Source organism: Bradyrhizobium sp. HKCCYLRH3099 (assembly GCF_051167855.1).
GTDB lineage: Bacteria > Pseudomonadota > Alphaproteobacteria > Rhizobiales > Xanthobacteraceae > Bradyrhizobium.
Map to the genome: position 1 here is coordinate 114,158 of NZ_JBNPTW010000018.1, position 20,723 is coordinate 134,880.

Sequence of the window (20,723 nt, forward strand, 5' to 3'; positions counted from 1 at the left end):
AAGTTAAAGGCCGCAATGCGGCCCGTTGCTGGACGTCCTTCGGCAAGCCTCCAGGGGTGCGGGGGCCGCGGACGTGGCGGCCTTCTAGCCGCAAACCCGGGAAATGACAAGGAAATGAAAGGGGCTCCGTCCCCCGTCCCGTCCCCGCGCAGCCGCCGCGGCGTCAGCCGTCGGCGCTGCCGGTCCCCGGCTGACCGCCGGACGCGCCGCCCAGCTTGGCCTCCAGGGCCGTGATGCGCGCCTTGAGCGCCTCGTTCTCCTCGCGGGCGAGCCGGGCCATGTCCTTGACCGCCTCGAACTCCTCGCGTTTCACGAGATCCAGGTCGTTCAGGATCTTTTCCGCCTGGTTGCGGATGACGGCATCGACCTCGCGCTTCATGCCCTGGGCCGCGCCGGCGGCGTCGTTCATCAGGCGGCCGATCTCGTCGAAAAACCGGTTGTTGGTCTGGGTCATGCTCAAGCTCCGCTGGCGCGACGCGCGCGATCACACAATGGCGATCCGGCCCGCCGGCTTCAAGATGCGCTCGTCTTGTCATGCCTCGGTTTCCTTGTCATCGTACTTGTGAGGCCGGCACGCCCTGCGGCATAAGCGGCCCGCGATCATGTCGCGCCAGGACCGTCTGTGATGGGGCGGGGCCTGTCCGACAGTTGCTCCCTCCGCGTGCGTGCTGAAGCGGGACGCCAGTCCACGAAGTCCTCGAACAAAGTCACGGAATGACGCCTCTCCTCATCGACTTCCCCGTGTTCGATCCCGTGGCGATCGCGATCGGCCCCCTGGCGATCCGCTGGTACGCACTGGCCTATATCTGCGGCATCGTGATCGGCTGGCTCTACGGACGGTCGCTGCTCAAGAAGGAGCGGCTGTGGGGCGGCCCGGCACCGGTGTCGCTGATCCAGCTCGACGACTTCATCCTGTGGGTCACGATCGGCATCATTCTCGGCGGCCGCACCGGCTATGTGCTGTTCTACAACCTGCCGCATTTCATCAAGCACCCGCTCGAGATCTTCCAGCTGTGGAACGGCGGCATGTCCTTCCATGGCGGCTTCATGGGCTGCGTGATCGCGGTGATGTGGTTCGCGCGCCGCAACGGCCTGCCGATTCTCTCTCTCGGCGACATCACCACCGCGGTCGCGCCGATCGGCCTGCTGCTCGGCCGCATCGCCAATTTCATCAATGGCGAATTGTGGGGCCGCCCGGCCGATTCCAGCGTGCCATGGGCGATGATCTTCCCGCGCGATCCGACCCATCTGCCGCGTCATCCGAGCCAGCTCTACGAAGCCGGCCTCGAGGGCATCATGCTGTTCATCGTGCTGGCGATCATGATCCGCTTCGGCGCGCTGAAACGGCCGGGGCTGATCCTCGGCAGTTTCATCGGCCTCTACGGCGTCGCGCGCATCGTCAGCGAATTCTTTCGCGAGCCGGACGAGCAGCTCGGCTTCTTCTGGAGCCACCTCACGATGGGCATGATCCTGTCGGTGCCGATGCTGATCGTCGGCGCGATCCTCGTTGCGCGGGCGCTGCGCAAGCCCAGCGGTCATCAAACCACTCCGTCGCTGCAGGCCAATCCGTGATCGAAACGTCTCCGCTCCACACCGAGATCAAGCGGCTGATCAAGGCATCGGGTCCGATGCCGGTCTGGCGCTACATGGAGCTGTGCCTGATGCATCCGGAGCACGGCTACTACATCTCGCGTGACCCGCTCGGACGCGAAGGCGACTTCACCACGGCGCCCGAGGTCAGCCAGATGTTCGGCGAACTGCTCGGGCTGTGGGCGGCCTCGATCTGGAAGGCGGCGGGATCGCCGCAAGAATTTCGGTTGATCGAGCTCGGGCCCGGTCGCGGCACCATGATGTCGGACGCGCTGCGGGCGTTGCGCGTGCTGCCGCCGCTGTACCAGACCATCTCGGTGCATCTGGTGGAGATCAACCCGGTCCTGCGCGAGAAGCAGAAGGCGACCTTGACGGGACTGCGCAACGTCAACTGGCACGAGAGCTTCGACGAGGTGCCGGACGGCCCGAGCGTCATCTTCGCCAACGAGTATTTCGACGTGCTGCCGGTGCACCAGATGGTCCGGCGCGAGACCGGCTGGCACGAGCGCGTGGTCGAGCTCGATGAGGAAGAGAACTTCGTCTACGGCACCGCCGCCGATCCGACGCCGGGCTTCGAGCTGCTGCTGTCGCCGCTGGTGCGCGCCGCGCCGGCCGGCGCGATCTTCGAATGGCGGCCGGATACCCAGATGATGGCGATCGCGCGCCGCCTCCGCGAGCAGCGGGGCGCTGCCGTGATCATCGACTACGGCCACGTCCGCAGCGACGTCGGCGATACGTTCCAGGCCATCGCACGGCACAGCTTCGCCGATCCCCTCAAGACGCCCGGGCTCGCCGACATCACCGCGCATGTCGATTTCGACGCGCTGTCGCGCACTGCGGAAGCGGTCGGCGCGCGCGTGCATGGGCCGATCACGCAAGGCGAGTTCCTGCAGCGGCTCGGCATCGAGACGCGGGCGCTGACCCTGATGCAGAAGGCGTCGCCCGAGGTCTCCGAAGATATCGCCGGCGGTCTCAAGCGGCTGATCGGCGGCGGCCGCGGCGGCATGGGATCGCTGTTCAAGGTGCTCGGCGTGTCCGATCGCTCGATCCCGGTGCTGGCCGGGATCAGCGACGAACACACCAACGACAAGACGGGAGGCGCGTGATGCTGGTGTCATCGGATGTGATGTCCGCGATTCCGGGCCTTCGCCACGCCTTCTTCACCCGCGAGGGCGGCGTCTCCGGCGGCATCTATGCCGGGCTGAATGGTGGCCTCGGATCGAATGACGTACCGGACGATGTCCGGGAAAACCGCCGCCGCATGGCCGCGCATCTCGGCGTCGCGCCCGAACACTTCCTCAGCCTGCACCAGATTCATTCGCCCGATGTCGTGGTCGCCACCGGGCCGTGGGACGGCGCCGTCAGGCCGAAGGCCGACGCGCTCGTGACCGCCACACCGAATCTCGCGATCGGCGTCACCACCGCCGACTGCGGTCCGATCCTGTTCGTCGATCCCGAAAGGCGCGTCATCGGCGCCGCGCATGCGGGCTGGAAAGGCGCGCTGACCGGCGTGCTCGAAGCCACGCTGCAGGCGATGGAGCAGCTCGGTGCCGAACGCGGGCAGATCATCGCGGCGATCGGTCCGCTGATCCGGCAGCCGAGCTACGAAGTGGGACCCGAATTCGTGACCCGCTTCGTCGATGACGATGGCGAGCATGCGCGCTTCTTCCTGCCCGCCGAGCGCGCGGGCCACGCGATGTTCGACCTCGGCGGCTTCATCCGGATGCGACTGGAAAAGGCCGGCGTGCTGCTGATCGACGATCTCGGCGTCGACACCTATGCCGATGAGCGCTTCTTCAGTTACCGCCGCTCGGTGCACCGTAAAGAACCGGACTACGGCCGGCACGTGCACGCGATCATGCTCGAAGGCTGAAGCTGGGCGCCATTGTGGCCGCATCTGGATTGCTTAACCCTTTCTCTACAACTGAGTGCGTTCTGTCCCATTCTGTGGCAGCGGCGACCTAGACGTTAATCGATTTTAACGATATCGCTCCCGATGATGACGGGAGCGCCGACACCACTTCGACTGATCAGCCGCGCGACGCAGCACGCCTGCGTTGCCGCCGTGCTGATCCTGTCCGCGGCCACGCTGGGCGGCTGCGCGAGCAGCGGCAGTGGGGGTCCTGCCAATGCCTATGCGATGGCGCCCGCCGCTGATGGCGCGACGATCGCGTTCGAACAGATCGACGGCCCGCCACCGCAGATCTTCGACCGCATGGTGAACGTGCTCGACAGCGAGTCCAAGCTGCGCAGCCTGGCCATCGTGTCGCGCGAGGCGCCGTCCGCCTATCGTGTCCGCACCTATCTTTCGGCGCAGGTCGTGAGCGGCAAGAGCGTGATCGCCTGGGTGTTCGACGTCTACGATCGCAATCAGCAGCGCGCGCTGCGCCTCTCCGGCGAAGAGCCGATCGGCCGCGGCGGCCGCGATCCGTGGGCAGCGGTCGATGACATGGTGCTGCGGAAGATCGCGCAGGCCGGCTTCAGCGGCCTCGCCAACATGCTCAATGGCAGCGCACCTGCCGCCACCACGCCGCCGGCAGCGCCTGCGCCCCGAGGTCCTGCGATTGCAGCGGTCGAGCCGGCCTCGCCCGCCTCCGACGGCACCAGCGTCGCCGCCCTCGGCTACACCGACCATTAGGCAAAGCGGCGCATTTTGCCCCGTTTTTTGACCGGGAAAACACCCGCGGCGGGTTGCCAGCGGCGCTATGTCCTTGATATCACCTCGCCCGTGCAAAACTGCCGGTTCCACGGATAGCCCGATATGCTGAACAAGGTCTCCAGCGAGCCGCGGGGAGAAATCGCGATGTCGGCCAAGAACGGCTCCATCAAACTCGTCGCCGGCAACTCCAATCCGCCTCTCGCCGCCGCCATCGCGACCGAGCTCGGTCTGCAGCTGACGAAGGCGGTGGTCCGGCGCTTCGCCGACATGGAGATCTTCGTCGAGATCCAGGAGAACGTCCGCGGCTCCGACGTCTTCATCATCCAGTCGACGTCCTATCCGGCGAACGACCTGCTGATGGAACTGCTGATCATCACCGATGCGCTGCGCCGCGCCTCCGCGCGCCGCATCACCGCCGTGGTTCCGTATTTCGGCTACGCGCGGCAGGATCGCAAGTCCGGCTCGCGCACGCCGATCTCCGCCAAGCTGGTCGCCAATCTGATCACCCATGCCGGCGTTGACCGCGTCATGACGCTCGACCTGCATGCCGGCCAGATCCAGGGCTTCTTCGACATCCCGACCGACAATCTGTTCGCCGCGCCGCTGATGGTGCGCGACATCAAGGAGCGGTTCGACCTCTCCAACGTCATGGTGGTGTCGCCCGACGTCGGCGGCGTGGCGCGCGCCCGCGGCCTCGCCAAGCGCATCAACGCGCCGCTCGCGATCGTCGACAAGCGTCGTGAGCGTCCCGGCGAGTCCGAGGTCATGAACGTGATCGGCGACGTCTCGGGTCACACCTGCATCCTGATCGACGACATCGTCGATTCCGGCGGCACGCTGGTGAACGCCGCCGATGCGCTGCTGAAATACGGCGCGAAGGACGTCTACGCCTACATCACCCATGGCGTGCTCTCCGGCGGCGCCGCGACCCGCATCAGCTCGTCGCGGCTGAAGGAGCTCGTCATCACCGACTCCATCCTGCCGACCGAAGCCGTCCGCAATGCGCCGAACATCCGCGCGCTGCCGATCGCCCCGCTGATCGCGGAAGCCATCGGCCGCACGGCGGCGGAAGAGTCGGTGTCGAGCCTGTTCGACTGAGATTGCCGGCTGCAAGGGGCTGGCCGAGGCATCGCGGCTGCGACTCTCGAAGGCTCTTGCACCAAGCTGATCGTCCCGCATCGGAAGCCTCGCTTTGGTCCCCATTGTCATTCCCTGCGAAAGCGGGGAATCCAGTACGCTGCGGCGCATCGGTTCAATCACAAGCGTCTCGGAGTACTGGATCGCCCGGTCAAGCCGGGCGATGACGGCAGAGTTTGTCGCAATCAGTTCGCTTGCACTCCGTCATTGCGAGCGAAGCGAAGCAATCCAGAGTCCCGCCCACGACTCTGGATTGCTTCGTCGCTGCGCTCCTCGCAATGACGCCTCGCCTGTGAGTTCTTCCACGACAGCAACTATCGACAGCATCGCAGGTACACCTTCGCGATCTCGCGGCACATGTTGCGTCCGAGCTTTGATCTCGCAATCGCCCTCATCCAAAAGAGGGCGCAGGGAAGGCCGGGCGCTGGCCGCGCCCGTGGCCCGCCTGCGGAAAAAAATGCAGGCGGCAGGTACCACAGGTCTGGCCTGATACACCCGGCCCTCCCTGCGCGATGGCTTTAACGGCTGCTTCGCAGTCTCCCCGGTGCGCCGGGCTTTCTGGCCACCGTTGCCTGCGCGGCGCGTGAGCGCCGGCACAAGCGTGACACCAGCATCGGGGTGCCAGGACCGTGCGACTTGACCGTGCGTGCCGGATCGTTCGTCGGCGCGACATCAGCCACGCTGCGACCCGACACACCCACCGCATTCCGCTGCCGACGTCCGTGACGACCGCGATACGTCCCCTCCGACGCAACGGAACGAGCGGCACCATACTGCTGATTTGGCGAAGTCGTCAAGTAATTTATCTTTATCCGAAGTCAGATATTCCCTGGAAGTAACCGACTGAGCTACTCCTTGGGCAGATGGCGGCGGATTACGGCTGCGCCTAATCCGCCCTACACTCCGCCGCGCGCGCGGGACCGTAGGGCGGATTAGCGCAGCGTAATCCGCCGTCGCCCGCCAAATTCAAGGTGCGTCGTAATGATCATCGTTCCCCAAACTCACCGCTTGAATTGACATCCCCCGCCCAGTCGCTTGGAAACAGGCCAGCACGCACGTCGCGGTGAAATGACGAATGGGGCCAATCGACCACACGGCTGACCAGACGGTGCTTGACTGTATTGATGTAACAATACTCGACGTGCCGAGCATGGTCATCTTCGTCGCGGATCAGATGCTCCCAGAATCGGCGCTGCCAAATACCTCGCTCACGGTTCGCGATCCGAACCGCGCTCAGCTGCTCGGTCGGTGACAGCTCGCGGGCGAAACGACTCTTGATGAGCCGCCATCGGGTTGAGAAATCGGCATCGCCGGGCGGCAAGGTCCAGACCGCGTGGAGGTGCTCCGGCATGACGACAAAGGCATCGATCTCGAAGGGAAAGCGCACTCGGGTTGCAGCCACTGCCGACCGCAGGAGATCGATGTGCTCGATCAGCAGATCTCGATGCCGATCGAGGAGGTTGACGGTGAAGAACCAACAACCGCCTGGAACGAATGCGCGCCGGTAGTTGGGCATGGACCAACGCCAGTTGTGATTGATTGTGGCGAGGCTATCCGAAAGGAGGCGACCCAACAAGCTAGCCCCGGCCGAGCGCGCGGCCTGGCGGCGGATTACGGCTGCGCCTAATCCGCCCTACGCATTCCCGGCCTACATCGTCGGAAGCAGAGACTCTCACTCCGTCGTCATTCCGGGGCGCGCGGAGCGACGAAGTCGCGTGAGCGCGAGCCCGGAATCCATACCCACGATCACCTGCCGTGAATCGAAATGTTCGCTCGGGGCTCCTTTCACGTCACAAACGACTGCCTGTGGTTATGGATTCCGGGCTCATTCGCGTTCACGCAAGGGCTTCGCCATTTCGCGAACGCGAATGCCCCGGAATGACGTGTGGAAAGAGGGGGGCCGAACGAGCCACCGCCCGGCTGACCGGCAGTCGCCATTCCCCGCGCCTTGCACGGTTCGCCCCATTCAGTCAAAACATCTCCGACGACCCCAAGGACAACAACAAGAACACGCATCGAGCCCTGCCCCTCATGTTCAGCGCCATCGAACGGCCCGCAGGGCCGCCGCCAGGCCTCCGTCAGATCGCCCGTGATTTCGGACCGCTCCATGCCTCGCATGGCTTCATCGGCTGGCTGTTCGCGATCACCGGGCCCGTCGCGATCATCCTGTCGGTCGGCGCCAAGGACGGGCTGTCACAAGGCGAGCTCGCGTCGTGGATCTTCGGCGTGTTCTTCATCAACGGGCTGATCACGATCCTGTTGTCATGGCGCTATCGCGAGCCGCTGGTGCTGTTCTGGACCATTCCCGGCACCGTGCTGGTCGGACAGGCGCTGACGCATCTCAGCTTCGCGCAGGTCGTCGGCGCGTTCTACGGCACGGCGCTGCTGATGCTGGTCCTCGGCCTCTCCGGCTGGGTGAAGCGGGCGATGCTGCTGGTGCCGATGCCGATCGTGATGGGCATGGTCGCGGGCGTGTTCCTGCGCTTCGGGCTCGATCTCGTGCGCGCCGTGCTCGGCGAATTCAGCATCGCGGGCCCGATGGTCGCGATCTGGCTCGTGCTGACCGCCCTGCCCGCGCTCGGCCGGCGCTGCCCGCCGATCATCGGCGCGCTGGTGGTCGGCACGCTGGCCGCCATCGTGTTCGGTAATTTCGATCACGGCGCGTCGTTGCAGCTTGCGCTGATCACGCCGGTGATCCCGACACCGTCCTGGTCGCTGGCGGCGATGATCGAGCTGGTGGTGCCGCTCGCGGTCACCGTGCTGGTGGTGCAGAACAGCCAGGGTTTTGCCGTGCTCGCCGCCGCCGGGCACACCCCGCCGGTCAATCTCGTCACCGTCGCCTGCGGTCTCGGCTCGGCCTTGGCTGCGATCGTCGGCGGCGTCTCGACCTGCCTGACAGGACCGACCAATGCGATCGTCGTCTCCGGCGGCGAGCGCACGGGCCACTACACCGCGGCGATCGCGGTGGGCGTGCTCGCGCTCGGCTTCGGGCTGCTGGCGCCGACCTTCACCGCGCTGCTGCTGATCGCGCCGAAGGCGCTGATCACCACGCTCGCCGGGCTTGCCATGCTGCGCGTGCTGCAGACGGCGTTCGTGACCGCGTTCAAGACACGGTTCTCGCTCGGTGCTCTCATCGCCTTTCTCGTCACCGTCGCCGATGTGCCGCTGCTCAACATCGGCGCTGCGTTCTGGGGCCTGGTGGCGGGGTTCGCGCTGTCATGGCTGCTGGAGCGCGCTGATTTCAACGCGGAGGCAAGCGCCTGACGCGCCTGCCGCATCGCACCACGCTTTGATGTCGCTATCCCGGCCGAGCGGGCAACACGCTGTTGCAGCGCCGCTCAATCGCGCTACACTTCCCGACCAAACAAAAAGTCTTCGGGGAGGATACCAATGACCGCGATCACGCGCCGCAACATGCTTGCGGGCACGGCAGCAGCAGGCGCGCTGGCGCTCACCGGCCAGCCGGCCTGGTCGGAGCCGCAGTGGAAGAAGTATGCCGGCACCAAGCTGGAGGTGATCCTGGCCAAGGGGCCGCGCGGCGACAATCTGCAGAAGAACATCAAGGAATTCACCGCGCTGACCGGCATCGAGGTCGAATCCGAGCAGATCCCCGAGCAGCAGCAGCGCCAGAAGGTGGTGATCGAGCTGTCGTCGGGCAAGCCGAGCTTCGACGTCGTGCACCTGAGCTATCACGTGCAGAAGCGGCAGTTCGAGAAGGCCGGCTGGCTCACCGACGTCACCGACATGATGAAGGACCCGAACCTCACCGCGCCAGACCTCGTCCCCACCGATTTCTCCGCCGCGGGCCTCACTTACGCCAGCAACGACAAGGGCCGCATGTTCTCGCTGCCATGGTCGGTGGACTACTTCATCCTCTACTACAACAAGGAGCTGTTCGCGAAGAAGGGCGTCGAGGTGCCGAAGACGCTCGACGAAATGGTCACGGCCGCGCAGAAGCTGACCGATCCCAAGGACGGCACCTTCGGCTTCGTCGGCCGCGGCCTGCGCAACGCCAACATGACGTTGTGGACGAACTTCTTCCTCAATTACGGCGGCGAGTTCCTCGACGCCAAGGGCAACATCCAGACCGACGGCCCCGAGGCGGTCGAGGCGACCAAGCTGTATCAGAAGCTGCTGACGACCTGCGCGCCCCCCGGCGTCGCCGGCTTCAACTGGATGGAGTCGATGGCCTCGTTCACGCAAGGCCGCTCGGCGATGTGGATCGACGGCGTCGGCTGGGCGCCGCCGCTGGAGGATCCCAATGCCTCGCGCGTCGTCGGCAAAGTCGGCTACACCGTGGTGCCCGCCGGGCCGAAGGGGCAGTTCTCGGCGACCTATGGCGACGGCGTCGGCATTCCCGCGGCGTGCAAGAACAAGGAGGCCGCCTGGCTGCTGTGCCAATGGATGGTCTCGAAGGCGCAAGGCGCGCGCCTGGTGCAGGCCGGCGGCGGCGTGCCGTTCCGCAACTCCGTGCTCAACGATCCCGGCATTCAGAGCGGCGTGAAGATGCCGAAGGAGTGGCTGCAATCGGCGATCGACTCCGGCAAGATCTCGAAGCTCGGCCTGCCCGTGATCATTCCCGTCGCGGAATTCCGCGATCTCGTGGGCGCGGCGCTGACCGCCACGCTGTCGGGCGCCGATCCCGCGACCGAGTTGAGGAAGGCGCATGAGCAGTTCCGCCCGATCCTGGAGCGCAGCGAAAAAGCGTGAGCACGATCGTCGAACAGGCTGGCGCGGCGGCGGAAGCCGTTGCGCCGGAGCGCGCATTGCGGCCACCGTCCTACTGGCCGTTCGTGGTGCCGGCGCTGATCACCGTGCTGGCGGTGATCATCTTTCCCTGGCTGTTCACGATCTGGATGAGCTTTCAGGAATGGAAGGTCGGTTCGCCCACGACCTTCGTCGGACTGTCGAACTATCTGCGGCTGCCGGCTGATCCGCGCTTCGTCGAATCGGTCGGGCACACGCTGTCCTACACGGCGCTGTCCGTGCTGCTGCCGCTGGTACTCGGCACCTTCGCGGCGGTGATCTTCCACGCCCGCTTTCCGGGACGCGGGCTGCTGCGGGCGCTGTTCATCATGCCGATGATGGCGACGCCGGTGGCGATCGCGCTGGTGTGGACGATGATGTTCCACCCGCAGCTCGGCATCCTGAACTACCTGCTGTCCCTCGTCGGCCTGCCGCCGCAGCTCTGGGTGTTTCATCCGGGCACGGTGATCCCGTCGCTGGTGCTGGTCGAAACCTGGCAGTGGACCCCGCTGGTCATGCTGATCGTGCTCGGCGGCATCGCCTCGCTGCCGACCGAGCCCTATGAGAGCGCGCAGATCGACGGCGCCTCGACCTGGCAGATGTTCCGCTACATCACCCTGCCCCTGATCATGCCGTTTCTGTTCATCGCCGCGATGATCCGCGCGATCGACGCCATCAAGAGCTTCGACATCATCTTCGCGATCACGCAAGGTGGGCCCGGCTCGGCGTCCGAGACAATCAACCTCTATCTCTACAGCGTCGCCTTCGTCTATTACGACCTTGGCTATGCCTCGGCGATCGCGGTGGTGTTCTTCGCTTTGATCATCGCGCTGACCGCGCTGCTACTCCTGCTGCGCCGGCGCGCGCAGTGGAATGCGCTGGGGAGCGAGACATGAGCGTGAACACCCTGCTCGGCAGGATCGGCCTGGCGTTCGGCGTCTTCCTGATCGTCTCGCCGGCGATCCTGTTCTTCCTCTGGATGATCTCGCTGTCGGTGAAGTTCGAGGTCGACAACGCCGCCTATCCGCCGGTGTTCTGGCCGGAGCATTTCGCCTGGAAGAACTACGTCGACGTGCTGTCGTCGAACCGCTTCTTCACCTACTTCAAGAACAGCCTACTGGTGACCGGCGGCGCGACCGCGCTCGCGATGCTGGTCGGCGTGCCCGCCGGCTACGGCATCGCGCGCATGGCCGCGCATAAATCGGCGATCGTGATCCTGATCGCGCGCATCACGCCCGGCCTGTCCTATCTCATCCCGCTGTTTCTCTTGTTTCAGTGGCTCGGCCTGCTCGGCACGCTCTGGCCGCAGATCATCATCCATCTCGTGGTCACCGTGCCGATCGTGATCTGGATCATGATCGGCTATTTCGAGACCACGCCGATCGAGCTCGAGGAGGCCGCGCGCATCGACGGCGCCACGCGCTGGCAGGTTTTCCGCCACGTGGCATTGCCGGTGGCGAAGCCCGGATTGGCCGTCGCCTTCATCCTCGCGGTGATCTTCTCGTGGAATAATTTCGTGTTCGGGATCGTGCTGGCGGGACGCGAGACGCGGACGTTGCCGGTGGCGGTATATAATATGATTTCTTTCGATCAGCTGAGCTGGGGACCGCTCGCGGCAGCCGCGCTGATCGTGACGCTACCGGTGCTGCTGCTCACCGTCACGGCGCAACGCCAGATCGTCGCCGGGCTGACGGCGGGCGCCGTCAAGGGCGGCTGAGCGTCATACCAACGGCACCTCAACCGAACGCGCGTTCGGTATATCATATGCCATGCGACGGCTGCGGCAGAATGGCCTGGATGCCTTGGTCAGGCCATGATCTGCACCTTGGTTACCTCGATGGAACCAGGATTCGGCCCACGGCTTGACGCAAGCTCCGATCGTCTCCAAAGGTTTCCGACTGTGTCCGTGCCGGCTTCGTTTCAGCCGAATACCCCTCTCACCGGCTGAATGCCCGACCGACGAAAGCTGCATGACGTCCGATCGCGACGCCTCCGCGCCTGACCGATTGACTGCCCTGTTGCAGACCGAGCTCCTGGACTCGCCCCCCGAGCCCGGCTTCGATCGCGTCACGCGCCTCGCCACGCGGCTGTTGCAGGCGCCCGCCGCGATCATCGCGCTGGTCGACCGCGACCGGCAATTCTTCAAGAGCTCGGTCGGGCTGTGCGAGCCGTGGGCCTCGCTGCGCGAGACGCCGCTCAGCCATTCGTTCTGCCAGCATGTCGTGACTTCGTCCGGTCCGCTGGTCGTCAACGACGCCACCCGGCATCCCCTGGTGAAGGACAATCTCGCGATCCCGAGCCTCGGCGTCATTGCCTATCTCGGCGTGCCCCTGAAGCTGCCGAGCGGCGAGGTCATCGGCGCGCTCTGCGCCATCGATCACCAGCCGCGGCAGTGGAGCGACGACGACGTCGCGCAGCTGACAGAGCTCGGCGAGATCGTCATGGACGAGATCGCGCTGCGCGCCGAAAATGCGCGGCGACGGACGATCGAACAGCATCAGCGCGTGCTGGTCCATGAGCTCAATCATCGCGTCAAGAACACGCTGGCGCTGGTCGACAGCGTGATCGCGCTCAGCATCCGCGACGATTCCGCGCTCGCGGAGTTCGGCGAGACGCTGCGCGGCCGCATCTCGGCGCTGACCCGCAGCCACGCGCTGGCGCTCGACCGCGGCCGCGAGGCGATCGCGCTGAAGGAGCTGGTCTGCGCCGAGCTCGCGCCGCTGCAATCCGATCGGGTGGTCGTCGACGGTCCCGACGTGCAGCTATCACCGGGCATCGCGCTGTATCTGTCGATGGGCCTGCATGAGCTCGTCACCAATGCGGTGAAATATGGCGCGCTGTCGAACGAGGCGGGACGCGTGGCGCTGAGCTGGAGCCATGCCGACGACCGGCTGTGCCTGTCATGGCAGGAGAGCGACGGGCCGGCCGTCACGCCGCCTGCACGCACCGGCTTCGGCTCGCTGCTGTTCGAGCGCATCCTCGGCAGTGCGCTGAAGGGCCAGGTGACGCGCGACTTCGCAGCCGATGGTCTCAAGGTGACGTTCGATCTGCCGCTGACGGCCTGACACTCAATCGCGCTGGCCGCGCCGGCGCGTCAGCGTGATCTCGGCCAGGATCGACATCGCGATCTCCTCCGGCGTGATCGCGCCGAGATCGAGCCCGGCCGGCGCCTTCACTCTGTCCAGCAACGCCGCGTCGATGCCGTCCTTCAGCAGCTTGTCGCGCAAACTGTCCATCTTGCGCCGGCTGCCGACGAAGGCGTGATACGCCGCCTCGCAGGACAGCGCCCCCCGCAGTGCGGCCTCGTCGCCCTTGCCTTGGGTCGACACCACGATGAAGCGGCGGCCGCCGGCGAGGTTGTCCAGCGCGAAGCCGTCGACATGCGCATCAGCTTGCGGCATCTCGGTGAGATCGGCGGCAGGCGCGGCGAGCGTCACATGATAGCCCAGTGGCCGCGCCTGCGCGACGAGCGCCAGCGCCACCGGGCTGGCGCCGAGGATCACCAAGGACGGATGCGGCAGCACCGGCTCGACGAAGATGTCCATCGTGCCCTTGCTCGGGCACATGTTGGCGGCGAAGCGCACGCCCTCCTTGGTCTCTCCAGCCTTGACGCCGAGCTCGGCGAGCAGGTTCTCCGGCTGCACCGACACCATCCGCGGCACGCCGTCGGCCAGCGCCTCCCGCGCCGCCTTCAGCACCGCTCCCCGCGCGCAGCCGCCGCCGATCCACCCTGCGACGATGCTGCCGTCGGGACGGATGATCGCCTTGGCGCCGGCCTTGGCGGCCGTCACCGACACCGTGCGCACGACTGTGGCGAGCACGAAGCTTTCCTCGTTGGCTTTCAGCTGGGCAGCGAGATCGAGCAGTTCGGGCGAGGTGGTCATATGCTTCTCCTCACTAGGTGGAGGCGAACTGCATCTGCACAGACGGTCTGTTCCCTCCCCCCTTGTGGGGGAGGGTTAGGGAGGGGGGCGGCTGGCGCCGGTGTCCGCGGTACCCCCCTCCCCAGCCCTCCCCCACAAGGGGGGAGGGAGCGCACTGGCGATGCCGCAGCAGCGCGGTTCAAACTGTGCGTGGTCCGCTTCATCCGCATCCTCACAACCTCGCCAGATACGGCTCGAGCGCCGCGAGCGAATTCAGCGTGTGCGCGGGCGCGTAGAGATCGACATGGGGCAGCGCGGCCTTGATGCCGCGCGCTTCAGGCGCGTAGCCGTCCCAGCCGAGCATCGGATTGAGCCAGACGATGCGGCGGCAGCGGCGTCGCAGTTGCGCCATTTCGCGATCGAGCAAATCAGGATCGCCGGTGTCGTAGCCGTCGGAGACGATCATCACGCAGGTGCGCGAATGGATGACGCGTGCGGCGTGCCAGCGATTGAAGGTCTGCAGGCTTTCGCCGATGCGGGTGCCGCCGCCCGCGCCCTGCGCCATCATCGAGAGCCGGTCGAGCGCCCGCGCGGCGTCGCGCTCCTTCATCGCGTCGGAGACGTAGGCAAGCCGGGTGTGAAACAGGAACGCCTCGGCCTCGCGAAATGTATCGAGCACGCCGTGGATGAAGCGCAGGAACACCGCCGTGTACGCGCTCATCGATCCGGACGCGTCGAGCAGCACGACCAGCCGCAGCGGCTTCATCTTGCGGCGGCGATGCACCAGCGCAATCGGCACGCCGCCATGGCTGATGTTGCGATGGATGGTCCGGCGCAGATCGAGGCGCTCGCCCTTGCGGCGCAATTGATCGCGCCGCGTCAGCCGCGTGCGCATCGCCTGCGCGAGCCGCGCCGCGGCCTCATGCGCCAACGCGATTTGATCGGGATCGGCGAGCTTGCGGAAGTCCGTGTCGCTGATCGCTTCCACGCGCGAGGCGCCTTCGCGCTGGCCCTCACCGGACGCCTCACGCGGCGTGTCATCCGAGGGCACCTGATCCATCGCGCCTTGCGGACCACGCTCGCCCGCGCCGGCCTGCAGGCTCTTCAGCGACGGACTGTTCGCCGCCTGCGCCGATCCCGACGCGAGGACCCGCGAACGCGCGCGCTTGCCGAGCCAGAACGCATCGAACAGGCCGTCGAAGCGATCCCACTCGCTCTTGCGTGCCGCGAACAGATGCTTGAAGGCGGAGCGCAGCAGGCCGGGCCTGTCGGCATAGCCAGCTGCCATCACCGCAGCGGCGTCCTGCCCTTCGGGCATTCCGACCGCAAAGCCGTTGTCGCGCAGCGTCCGCAGGAACGCGCCGAGGCGGCCGGCGACCAGCCGCGCCACCGCGTGCAGGTCCTCATGATCGGGCGTGGCGCCACAGCAGCTCATGCGACCTTCCCCAGGAGCCGCGCTGTGACCTCGCGGGAGACCCGGGAACGATCCTCGTGGGTCTTCAGCAGGCAGATCAGCGTGTCATGCATGACCTCCGGCTGATCCTTGAGATCGCGGATATTCAGACCGACCAGCGCCGCGGCCCAGTCTAGCGTCTCGGCAACGCCAGGCACCTTGCGCAGCTCCTCCTTGCGCAGGCCCTCGACCATCCGCGCGATCTGCAGCGCAAGCGACGCCGAGGCGCCGTCGATCCGCGCCAGGATGATCCGCGCCTCGCGATCGACGTCGGGATAGTCGACATAGTGATACAGGCAGCGCCGGCGCAGCGCGTCGGACAGCTCGCGGGTGCCGTTCGAGGTCAGCACCACATGCGGGATGCTGGTCGCCGTGACGGTGCCGAGCTCGGGGATCGAGACCTGGAAGTCGGACAGCAGCTCCAGCAGGAACGCCTCGAACTCGTCGTCGGCGCGATCGATCTCGTCGATCAGCAGCACCGGCGGAGTGGCGCGGCGGATCGCGGCGAGCAAGGGACGCTCGAGCAGATATTTCTCCGAAAAGATCTGGTCCTCGATCGCGTCGGCATGCCCACGATGCGCCTCGATCGCGAGCAGCTGGCGCTGATAGTTCCACTCATAGAGCGCGGCGCTCTGGTCGAGCCCCTCATAGCATTGCAGCCGGATCAGCTCGGTGCCTTCAACCGCAGCCAGCGCCTTGGCCACCTCGGTCTTGCCGACACCGGCCTCGCCCTCCAGCAGCAGCGGCCGCTTCAGCAACTGCATCAGCGCAATCGCCGTCGCCAGCTCGCCATCGGCGATGTAGCCGCAGGCGGTGAGAGATTGCGCGATGTCGTCGCGGGTTTTCATGTTGGTTGGGTTCTCGATCTCGCCTCGAAGTCGGTGCGTTCCCTCCCCCCTTGTGGGGGAGGGCTAGGGAGGGGGGTGGCCCGAAGCGACACTGCCGCCGGAGACCCCCACCCCCGACCCCTCCCCGCAAGGGGGAGCGGAGCGCACTGCCGATGCCGCTATGTCTTTTCCAGCAATTTCGTTCGCTCTCTCGGCGTCATTGCGAGCGAAGCGAAGCAATCCAGGGGCTCGGGTGGGACTCTGGATTGCGTCGTCGCTTCGCTCCTCGCAATGACGGCAGTGCTCAAGGATCCAGTCTACGCCACTACCCCCAGGTTCTTCGCCGCCTGCCAGTTGCGCCAGAAATCGTGGGGCATCTGGATGTGGGTGGCGCCGAGGAACGAGAAGGCGTCGTTGACCGCGTTCGAGAACGCCGGGACGCCGCCGACATTCGGGCTTTCGCCGACGCCCTTGGCGCCGATCGGGTGGTGCGGCGACGGGGTCACCGTGTAGTCGGTCTCCCAATGCGGCGTCTCGACCGCGGTCGGCATGAAGAAGTCCATGAACGAGCCGGTCACGACGTTGCCCTCGGAATCGTAGCGGATCTCCTGGCCCATCGCGATGGCGAAGGCCTCGGTGAGGCCGCCATGCACCTGGCCCTCGATGATCATCGGGTTGATGCGGGTGCCGCAATCGTCGAGCGCGTAGAAGCGCCGGACCTTGTACACGCCGGTGTCGACGTCGATGTCCATCACGCAGAGATAGGCGCCGAACGGATAGGTCATGTTGGGCGGATCGTAGTAGCTGACCGCCTCCAGTCCCGGCTCCATGCCTGGCGGCACGGAATTATACGCCGCCCAGCAGATGTCCTTCATCGACATCGCCTTCTCCGGCAGGCCCTTGACGCGGAAGCCGTCGATGTCCCATTCGAGATCGTCCTCGTGGACCTCGAGCTTGTAGGCCGCGATCATCTGCGCCTTGGCCTTGATCTTGCGCGCCGCCATCGCGATCGCCGCGCCGGCGACCGGCGTCGAGCGCGAGCCGTAGGTGCCGAGGCCGTAGGGCGCCGTGTCGGTGTTGCCCTCCTCGACCATGATGTTGTCGGCGGGAATGCCGATCTCGCTGGCGATGATCTGCGCCCAGGTGGTCTCGTGCCCCTGGCCCTGGCTCTTGGTGCCCATCCGCGCGATGCCGGCGCCGGTCGGGTGCAGCCGGATCTCGCAGGAATCGAACATCGCGATCCCCAGGATGTCGCAGTTCTTGGACGGGCCGGCGCCGACGATCTCGGTGAAGAAGCCGATGCCGATGCCCATGATCTCGCGGGTCTCACCACGCTTGAACGCCGCGCGCTTCTCGGCCTGCTCCTTGCGCAGACCTGCGTAGTCGACGGTCTCCATCATCTTGCGCATGGCGGTGTGGTAGTCACCGGAATCATATTCCCAGCCCAAGGCCGAGTGATAGGGAAACTGCTCCGGTTTGACGAAGTTCTTCAGCCGCAACTCGGCGGGATCCATGCCGAGCTTCTGCGCCAGAATGTCCATCGCGCGCTCGATGCAATAGGCCGCCTCGGTGACGCGGAACGAGCAGCGATAGGCGACACCGCCCGGCGCCTTGTTGGTGTAGACGCCGTCGACCGCGAGATGCGCGACCGGGAAGTCGTAGGAGCCGGTAACGATATTGAAGAAGCCGGCCGGCCATTTCGACGGATCGGCGCAGGCATCGAAGCCGCCGTGGTCGGCCAGCACGTGCACGCGCAGGCCGGTGACCTTGCCGTCCCTGGTCGCAGCGATCTCGGTGGTCATGTGATAGTCGCGCGCGAACGCCGTCGCAGTGAGATTTTCGATGCGGTCCTCGACCCACTTCACCGGCTTGCCGGTGACGATCGAGGCGACCGCCGCGCAGATGTAACCCGGATAGGCGCCGACCTTGTTGCCGAAGCCACCGCCGATGTCCGGCGCGATGACGTGAATCTTCTGCTCCGGGATTTTCGCGATCAGCGACACCACGGTGCGGATCACGTGCGGCGCCTGGAACGTGCCCCAGATCGTCAGCTCGCCCTTGATCTTGTCGAACGAGCAGACGCACTGGCAGGTTTCGAGCGGCGACGGATGGGTGCGGTGATAGGAGATCATCTCCTTGATCGTCACATCCGCCTTCTTGAACGCCGCATCCGTCAGCTCCTTGTCGCCGACGCTCCATTCGAAGATGTGGTTGTGGTGCTTGCGCGGGCCGTGCGCGCCGACCGTCTTGCCGGCTAGATCCTCGCGCAGGACGGGCGCATCCGGGTCCATCGCCTTGAACGGATCGACCAGCACCGGCAGCGGCTCGTAGTCGACGACCACCTTGGAGACGCCGTCATCGGCGGCGTAGCGGTCGGTGGCGACGACGAAGGCGACCTCCTGGTTCTGGAACAGCACCTTGCCGTCGGCGAGCACCATCTGCACATCGCCGGCCAAGGTCGGCATCCAGGCGAGGTTGACGGTCTTCAAGGTCTCGGCGGTGATCACCGCGAGCACGCCAGGCACCTTCAGCGCCTCGTCGGCGTGGATCGCTTTCACTCGCGCATGGGCATGCGGCGAGCGCACGAAGTCGCCATGCAGCATGCCCGGCAGCTTGACGTCATCGACGTAGTTGCCCTTGCCTTGGGTGAAGCGGATGTCCTCGACGCGCTTGCGCCGGCAGCCCATGCCTTCGAGGGCGGCTTCGCGTTGTTCCCGCGTGGGAGTCATGTCGTTCATTCCGCGGCCTCCTGGAATTCAACGCCGTTGATCTTGGCGGCGGCGTATTGGATCGCCTTGACGATGTTCTGATAGCCGGTGCAGCGGCAGATGTTGCCGGAGATGCCTGCGCGGATCTCGGCTTCCGTCGGCTGTGGATTCTCCTTCAGCAGCCGATGGGCGCGCAGGATCATGCCGGGCGTGCAGAAGCCGCATTGCAGGCCGTGCATCATGCGAAAGCCTTCCTGCAGCGGCGACAAGGTGCCATCGGCATTGGCCATGCCTTCGATCGTGGTGATCTCAGCGCCATTGGCCTGCACCGCGAGCATGGTGCAGCTCTTCACGCTCATGCCGTCGATATCGATCGTGCAGGCGCCGCAATGGCTGGTCTCGCAGCCGATATGCGTGCCGGTGAGCTGTGCCTGCTCGCGCAGGAAGTGGACCAGAAGCGTGCGCGGCTCCGCGAGGCCTTCGACCTCGCTGCCGTTCACCTTCATCGTGACGTGGGTTTTGGGCATTCGGTGCTCCCTGAAGACGTCTTTGAACTTTGGGCCGAGCTATCAGCCGCGATCTCGGTGCGCTCCCCTCCCCCTTGCGGGGAGGGGTCGGGGGTGGGGGTCCACGGCGGCGGTCTCGCTTGGGGCTACCCCCCTCCCCGCCCCTCCCCCACAAGGGGGGAGGGAGAGGAGAAAGCGTGCCGTGAGGCGAGAAGGAACCGCCTGCGCGGCCACGGTTCTGGTAAAAGCTGCTACTTCGCCCTGCTCGCCGCGCGCTGCAGCGCGCGCATGACCATGATGCCGCCGACATGGATGCGGTACTCGGCCGGGCCGCGCGCGTCGGACGCCGGTTGCATGATCGCGCGTGCCGCCGTCGCGGCAGCCTTCAGCGCCGCATCGTCGAGCGTAGTGCCGATCACGGCATTCGCCGCATCGGTCGCCAGCAGCGGCGTCTCGTGCAGATTGGTCAGCGAAATGACGCAGTTCGCGACCTTACCGCCGGCCATGGTCAGCACGACGCCGGCGGCGGCGGTCGCATAATCACCGACCTTGCGCTTCAGCTTCTCATAGGCGTAGCCGTGCCCCGCCGGCGGCACGGGAATGCTCACCCCGGTCAGGATCTCCCCGGGCTCAAGCGCCGTGAAATACGCCCCCTGATAAAACTCCCGCGCGGCCACTTCGCGGGCGCCGTTCGGGCCTTCGAGCCGGTACGTCGCATCCAGCGCCAGCATCAGCGCCGGCATGTCATTGCCGGGATCGCCATTGGCGACATTGCCGCCGAGCGTGCCGCGATAGCGCACCTGCGGATCGGCGATCAGCAGCGCGGTCTCGTGCAGGATCGGCAACGCCTCACCGATCTCCGAGGACGCCAGCAGCTCGGCCTGCGTCGTCATGGCGCCGATCGCGATGCGGTCGCCGTCGCGACAGATGCCCTTGAGGCCGGCGATGCCGTGCAGGTCGATGAGATGCGCCGGGGTCGCCAGCCGCAGCTTCATCATCGGCAGCAGGCTGTGGCCGCCGGCGAGCGGACGCGCCTCGTCGCCGAGATCGGCGAGCAGCTTGATCGCATCGCCGACGCTCGCGGGCCGGTGGTAGTCGAACGGACCAGGAATCATCTCGTTTCCCTTCCCTCATGCTGGCCTGCCTTCCCGGCTTGGCCGTTTGCGTCGATGCGGCGAACGTTCGTGCTGCAGGAGCGAAGTGTGAACGCCAGCGGATCGCGAATTGGGCGGGA

At 66.0% G+C, this 20,723-nt stretch carries 18 protein-coding genes; 10 read left to right on the forward strand and 8 right to left on the reverse strand.

Going from position 1 to position 20,723, the window contains the following annotated elements; translation table 11 throughout:
• Positions 1 to 163 precede the first annotated feature (163 nt).
• Positions 164 to 454 (reverse strand): accessory factor UbiK family protein, encoded by a 291-nt coding sequence (locus tag ACQR1Y_RS27750; RefSeq protein ID WP_434878856.1) that lies wholly within the window; start codon positions 452 to 454, stop codon positions 164 to 166.
• A 260-nt stretch (positions 455 to 714) separates the two neighbouring features.
• Between ACQR1Y_RS27750 and lgt the strand changes: the two genes are divergently transcribed.
• The 5 genes from lgt to ACQR1Y_RS27775 all read left to right on the forward strand — a co-directional run bounded on the left by lgt (position 715) and on the right by ACQR1Y_RS27775 (position 5,347).
• Entirely contained in the window at positions 715 to 1,572 is an 858-nt protein-coding gene (gene lgt, locus ACQR1Y_RS27755; RefSeq protein ID WP_434878855.1) for a prolipoprotein diacylglyceryl transferase, read from the forward strand.
• Positions 1,569 to 2,696, forward strand: coding sequence for a class I SAM-dependent methyltransferase (locus tag ACQR1Y_RS27760; RefSeq protein WP_434878854.1), 1,128 nt, complete (start codon positions 1,569 to 1,571; stop codon positions 2,694 to 2,696). The genes lgt and ACQR1Y_RS27760 overlap by 4 nt, the downstream gene beginning before the upstream one ends.
• Positions 2,697 to 2,716: 20 nt before the next feature.
• On the forward strand, positions 2,717 to 3,463 hold the full coding sequence (gene pgeF / locus ACQR1Y_RS27765) for a peptidoglycan editing factor PgeF (protein ID WP_434878927.1): 747 nt from the start codon (positions 2,717 to 2,719) through the stop codon (positions 3,461 to 3,463).
• 123 nt (positions 3,464 to 3,586) lie between these two features.
• Positions 3,587 to 4,228 carry a hypothetical protein gene (locus ACQR1Y_RS27770; RefSeq protein WP_434878853.1) on the forward strand — a complete coding sequence of 214 codons (642 nt, stop codon included), beginning with the start codon at positions 3,587 to 3,589 and terminating at the stop codon, positions 4,226 to 4,228.
• A 165-nt stretch (positions 4,229 to 4,393) separates the two neighbouring features.
• Positions 4,394 to 5,347: a ribose-phosphate pyrophosphokinase gene (locus ACQR1Y_RS27775; RefSeq protein WP_434860590.1), complete on the forward strand. Its 954-nt coding sequence runs from the start codon at positions 4,394 to 4,396 to the stop codon at positions 5,345 to 5,347.
• Between the two features lie 1,024 nt (positions 5,348 to 6,371).
• On the opposite strand, the gene ACQR1Y_RS27780 is transcribed toward ACQR1Y_RS27775, so the two are convergent.
• Positions 6,372 to 6,902 carry an REP-associated tyrosine transposase gene (locus ACQR1Y_RS27780; protein WP_434878852.1) on the reverse strand — a complete coding sequence of 177 codons (531 nt, stop codon included), beginning with the start codon at positions 6,900 to 6,902 and terminating at the stop codon, positions 6,372 to 6,374.
• 515 nt (positions 6,903 to 7,417) lie between these two features.
• Here ACQR1Y_RS27780 and ACQR1Y_RS27785 point away from each other — a divergent pair.
• The 5 genes from ACQR1Y_RS27785 to ACQR1Y_RS27805 all read left to right on the forward strand — a co-directional run bounded on the left by ACQR1Y_RS27785 (position 7,418) and on the right by ACQR1Y_RS27805 (position 13,197).
• Complete coding sequence (locus ACQR1Y_RS27785) at positions 7,418 to 8,650, forward strand: benzoate/H(+) symporter BenE family transporter (protein ID WP_434878851.1); 1,233 nt, start codon at positions 7,418 to 7,420, stop codon at positions 8,648 to 8,650.
• 126 nt (positions 8,651 to 8,776) lie between these two features.
• Positions 8,777 to 10,096, forward strand: a complete 1,320-nt coding sequence (locus tag ACQR1Y_RS27790) for an ABC transporter substrate-binding protein (RefSeq protein ID WP_434878850.1) — start codon at positions 8,777 to 8,779, stop codon at positions 10,094 to 10,096.
• Positions 10,093 to 11,028, forward strand: coding sequence for a carbohydrate ABC transporter permease (locus ACQR1Y_RS27795; protein WP_434878849.1), 936 nt, complete (start codon positions 10,093 to 10,095; stop codon positions 11,026 to 11,028). The genes ACQR1Y_RS27790 and ACQR1Y_RS27795 overlap by 4 nt, the downstream gene beginning before the upstream one ends.
• Positions 11,025 to 11,849, forward strand: coding sequence for a carbohydrate ABC transporter permease (locus ACQR1Y_RS27800; RefSeq protein WP_434878848.1), 825 nt, complete (start codon positions 11,025 to 11,027; stop codon positions 11,847 to 11,849). The genes ACQR1Y_RS27795 and ACQR1Y_RS27800 overlap by 4 nt, the downstream gene beginning before the upstream one ends.
• A gap of 253 nt (positions 11,850 to 12,102) precedes the next feature.
• Positions 12,103 to 13,197 (forward strand): HWE histidine kinase domain-containing protein, encoded by a 1,095-nt coding sequence (locus ACQR1Y_RS27805; protein ID WP_434878847.1) that lies wholly within the window; start codon positions 12,103 to 12,105, stop codon positions 13,195 to 13,197.
• Positions 13,198 to 13,200: 3 nt separating this feature from the next.
• Here ACQR1Y_RS27805 and ACQR1Y_RS27810 read toward each other — a convergent pair whose 3' ends face one another.
• From ACQR1Y_RS27810 to ACQR1Y_RS27835, 6 genes are all read right to left on the reverse strand, one after another.
• Positions 13,201 to 14,016: an XdhC family protein gene (locus tag ACQR1Y_RS27810; RefSeq protein ID WP_434878846.1), complete on the reverse strand. Its 816-nt coding sequence runs from the start codon at positions 14,014 to 14,016 to the stop codon at positions 13,201 to 13,203.
• Positions 14,017 to 14,227: 211 nt separating this feature from the next.
• Positions 14,228 to 15,430 (reverse strand): vWA domain-containing protein, encoded by a 1,203-nt coding sequence (locus ACQR1Y_RS27815; RefSeq protein ID WP_434878845.1) that lies wholly within the window; start codon positions 15,428 to 15,430, stop codon positions 14,228 to 14,230.
• Positions 15,427 to 16,296, reverse strand: coding sequence for an AAA family ATPase (locus ACQR1Y_RS27820; protein ID WP_434878844.1), 870 nt, complete (start codon positions 16,294 to 16,296; stop codon positions 15,427 to 15,429). Before ACQR1Y_RS27820 ends, ACQR1Y_RS27815 begins: the two co-directional genes overlap by 4 nt.
• Positions 16,297 to 16,592: 296 nt before the next feature.
• A complete protein-coding gene (locus tag ACQR1Y_RS27825) occupies positions 16,593 to 19,013 on the reverse strand; it encodes an aerobic carbon-monoxide dehydrogenase large subunit (protein ID WP_434878843.1) in 2,421 nt (806 codons plus the stop codon).
• Entirely contained in the window at positions 19,010 to 19,510 is a 501-nt protein-coding gene (locus ACQR1Y_RS27830) for a (2Fe-2S)-binding protein (RefSeq protein WP_434878842.1), read from the reverse strand. The genes ACQR1Y_RS27825 and ACQR1Y_RS27830 overlap by 4 nt, the downstream gene beginning before the upstream one ends.
• 230 nt (positions 19,511 to 19,740) lie before the next feature.
• Positions 19,741 to 20,604 carry an FAD binding domain-containing protein gene (locus ACQR1Y_RS27835; RefSeq protein ID WP_434878841.1) on the reverse strand — a complete coding sequence of 288 codons (864 nt, stop codon included), beginning with the start codon at positions 20,602 to 20,604 and terminating at the stop codon, positions 19,741 to 19,743.
• Positions 20,605 to 20,723: the final 119 nt, after the last annotated feature.